We start from the raw sequence: 2957 nt of genomic DNA, 5'->3' as shown, positions 1-2957 counted from the left end.
GGCGTGTGACCGCCTCCCCAAGTAGCATTACTGCGTACCGTCAGGATGCTTATTGCTGGTAGGTTGCTCCTCAGCAGAGCCTACTTCCTCTTAACATCCTGATACAAAGGTATAAAACTAAAGTTAATTATTAATGAATTATCCAACTTTGTTTGGATTTTAAATGGAAGGAAAATATGAAAAATATCGCAATAGCAGGAACAGGTTATGTAGGCTTATCAATAGCAACATTACTGGCACAGTATCACAAAGTGACAGCTGTGGACGTGATACCGGAAAAGGTAGAGAAAATAAACAATAGAATCAGCCCTATACAAGATGAGTATATAGAGAAGTATTTTGCGGAAAAAGAACTGAACATGACGGCTACCTTAGACGGAGCTTCGGCTTACAGGGATGCTGAATTCGTTGTCATAGCGGCACCTACAAACTATGACTCGGTGAAGAACTATTTCGACACTTCTCACGTGGAAGAGGTGATAGACCTGGTGATGGAAGTGAACCCTAACGCTGTTATGGTAATAAAGAGTACTATCCCAGTGGGGTACTGCCAAAGTCTGTACAAAAAATATGGAAGGGAACTGAAACTGCTGTTCGCACCTGAGTTCCTGCGTGAGAGCAAGGCTCTGTATGACAATCTGTATCCGAGCAGGATAATCCTGAGCTATCCGACTGAGGAGGTTTCGAATCATGCGGAGGAACTGAAGAAGGCGGCAGAGACTTTTGCAGGACTACTGAAGGAAGGTGCTCTGAAGGAGGATATAGATGTCCTTTTTATGGGACTGACGGAGACAGAGGCGGTGAAACTGTTTGCAAACACTTATCTGGCACTTAGAGTTTCGTACTTCAACGAACTGGATACATACGCGGAGATGAAGGGACTGAACACTCAGGATATTATCCGGGGTGTGAGTCTTGACCCAAGAATAGGAGATCATTATAATAATCCATCGTTCGGATATGGTGGATATTGTCTGCCGAAAGACACGAAGCAACTGCTTGCCAACTATGCGGACGTGCCGGAAAACTTAATAGAGGCTATAGTGGAATCGAATCGTACAAGAAAGGATTTCATAGCAGACAGGGTACTGAAAATGGCGGGATATTATGATTACTTCAATCGGGGGGACTTTAACTCTTCAGAAGAGAAGGAATGTATCGTGGGTGTGTATAGGCTTACAATGAAATCGAACAGTGACAACTTCCGCCAGAGCTCAATACAGGGTGTGATGAAGCGTGTTAAGGCGAAAGGGGCTACTGTGATAATTTACGAGCCTACGTTGGAAGACGGTACTACTTTCTTCGGTTCTAAGGTGGTAAATAATCTGGATAAGTTCAAGAGTATGAGTAACGCAATAATAGCGAACAGATATGACGCATGTCTGGATGACGTGACGGACAAGGTTTATACAAGAGATATTTTCAGAAGGGATTGATTTGAATGGAAAAAGACAGTAAGATTTATGTGGCAGGGCACCGTGGAATGGTTGGCTCTGCCATTGTTCGTGAATTGCAGAAACAAGGATACACGAACATCATTACACGTACACACAAGGAACTGGACCTGACAAGACAGGAACAGGTGGAGAAGTTCTTCGCCGAGGAGAAGCCGGAATATGTGTTTCTGGCTGCGGCAAAAGTTGGGGGGATTATTGCAAACCAAACGGCGCTGGCGGACTTTATGTATGAGAACATGACGCTGGAGATGAATGTTATCCACTCGGCATGGAAGAACGGATGCAAGAAGCTGCAATTTCTTGGCTCAAGCTGTATATATCCGCGTTTGGCTCCACAACCAATGCCGGAGAGTTGTCTGCTGACATCGGAGCTGGAAAAGACGAACGAGGCGTATGCTCTGGCGAAAATAAGCGGACTGAAATATTGCGAATATCTGAACAAACAGTACGGCACGGACTATATAAGCGTGATGCCGACAAACCTGTACGGACCGAATGACAATTATCACCCTGAACATAGCCATGTGCTGCCGGCGCTTATCAGACGTTTCCACGAGGCTAAGGTGGCAGGACTAAAGGAGGTGACATGCTGGGGGGACGGTAGCCCGATGAGGGAGTTCCTGTATGTGGACGACCTGGCAAACCTGTGTGTGTTCCTGATGAACAACTATAGCGGGGACGAGACGGTGAATGCGGGTACGGGCAAGGAGATTTCCATCAAAGGTCTGACGGAGCTTGTGGCAAAGGTAATAGGTTATGAAGGGGCTATACTCTGGGATACCACCCGTCCGAACGGAATGCCACGCAAGCTGCTGGATGTATCGAAGGCTAAAGCTTTGGGATGGACTTACAGGACGGAGCTTGAGGACGGCATCAGACTGGCTTATGAGGATTTTCTGAATAATCCGATGAGGGCGGAACGGTAACTAAAAACTTAAAAACATCAACAAACTCGAAAACTTAAAAACTCATAAACTAATATGCAGAATATAGCTTTGATTACGGGGGTAACTGGTCAGGATGGCAGTTACCTGAGTGAATTTTTATTGGATAAAGGTTATGAAGTACACGGTATAATACGCAGAAGCTCTGTAGATTTCCGTGAGCGTATTGCTCATTTGGAGGGGGTGCCTAACTTCCATCTGCATTATGCTGACATGAGCGATTCTATGTCTCTCGTGAAATTAGTGGGTAAGGTGCAGCCTACTGAGATTTATAACCTGGCTGCACAGAGCCATGTGCAGGTGTCGTTTGATGCTCCTGAATTTACAGCTGATGTGGATGCTGTGGGGGTGTTGAGAATACTGGAGGCTGTGCGTACAAACCATCTGGAGAATACTTGCCGCATATATCAGGCTTCGACTTCGGAACTGTACGGTAAGGTGGAGGAGGTGCCTCAGAATGAGAATACTCCGTTTCATCCGTATTCGCCTTACGCTGTGGCGAAGCTGTACGGTTTCTGGATAATAAAAGAGTATCGTGAGGCTTATAATATGTTCT

General features: G+C 45.6%; 3 protein-coding genes. All 3 read left to right on the top strand.

The window, feature by feature from the left end; translation table 11 throughout:
* Positions 1-176: 176 nt before the first annotated feature.
* On the top strand, positions 177-1436 hold the full coding sequence (locus H6A27_RS14075; RefSeq protein WP_204509138.1) for a nucleotide sugar dehydrogenase: 1260 nt from the start codon (positions 177-179) through the stop codon (positions 1434-1436).
* A 5-nt stretch (positions 1437-1441) separates the two neighbouring features.
* On the top strand, positions 1442-2383 hold the full coding sequence (locus H6A27_RS14070) for a GDP-L-fucose synthase family protein (RefSeq protein ID WP_204509137.1): 942 nt from the start codon (positions 1442-1444) through the stop codon (positions 2381-2383).
* Positions 2384-2437: 54 nt separating this feature from the next.
* On the top strand, positions 2438-2957 hold a 520-nt coding region (locus H6A27_RS14065), incomplete at its 3' end, for a GDP-mannose 4,6-dehydratase (RefSeq protein ID WP_204509136.1).

The sequence above is a fragment of the Bacteroides caecigallinarum genome, from assembly GCF_016902295.1.
Taxonomy (GTDB): Bacteria; Bacteroidota; Bacteroidia; order Bacteroidales; family Bacteroidaceae; genus Phocaeicola; species Phocaeicola caecigallinarum_A.
This window is presented reverse-complemented; position numbering and strand designations above follow the sequence as displayed.

Coding starts and splice junctions, on each gene's coding strand:
- H6A27_RS14070 (WP_204509137.1), top strand. CDS start 1,442: ATGGAAAAAGACAGTAAGATTTATGTGGCAGGGCACCGTGGAATGGTT.
- H6A27_RS14075 (WP_204509138.1), top strand. CDS start 177: ATGAAAAATATCGCAATAGCAGGAACAGGTTATGTAGGCTTATCAATA.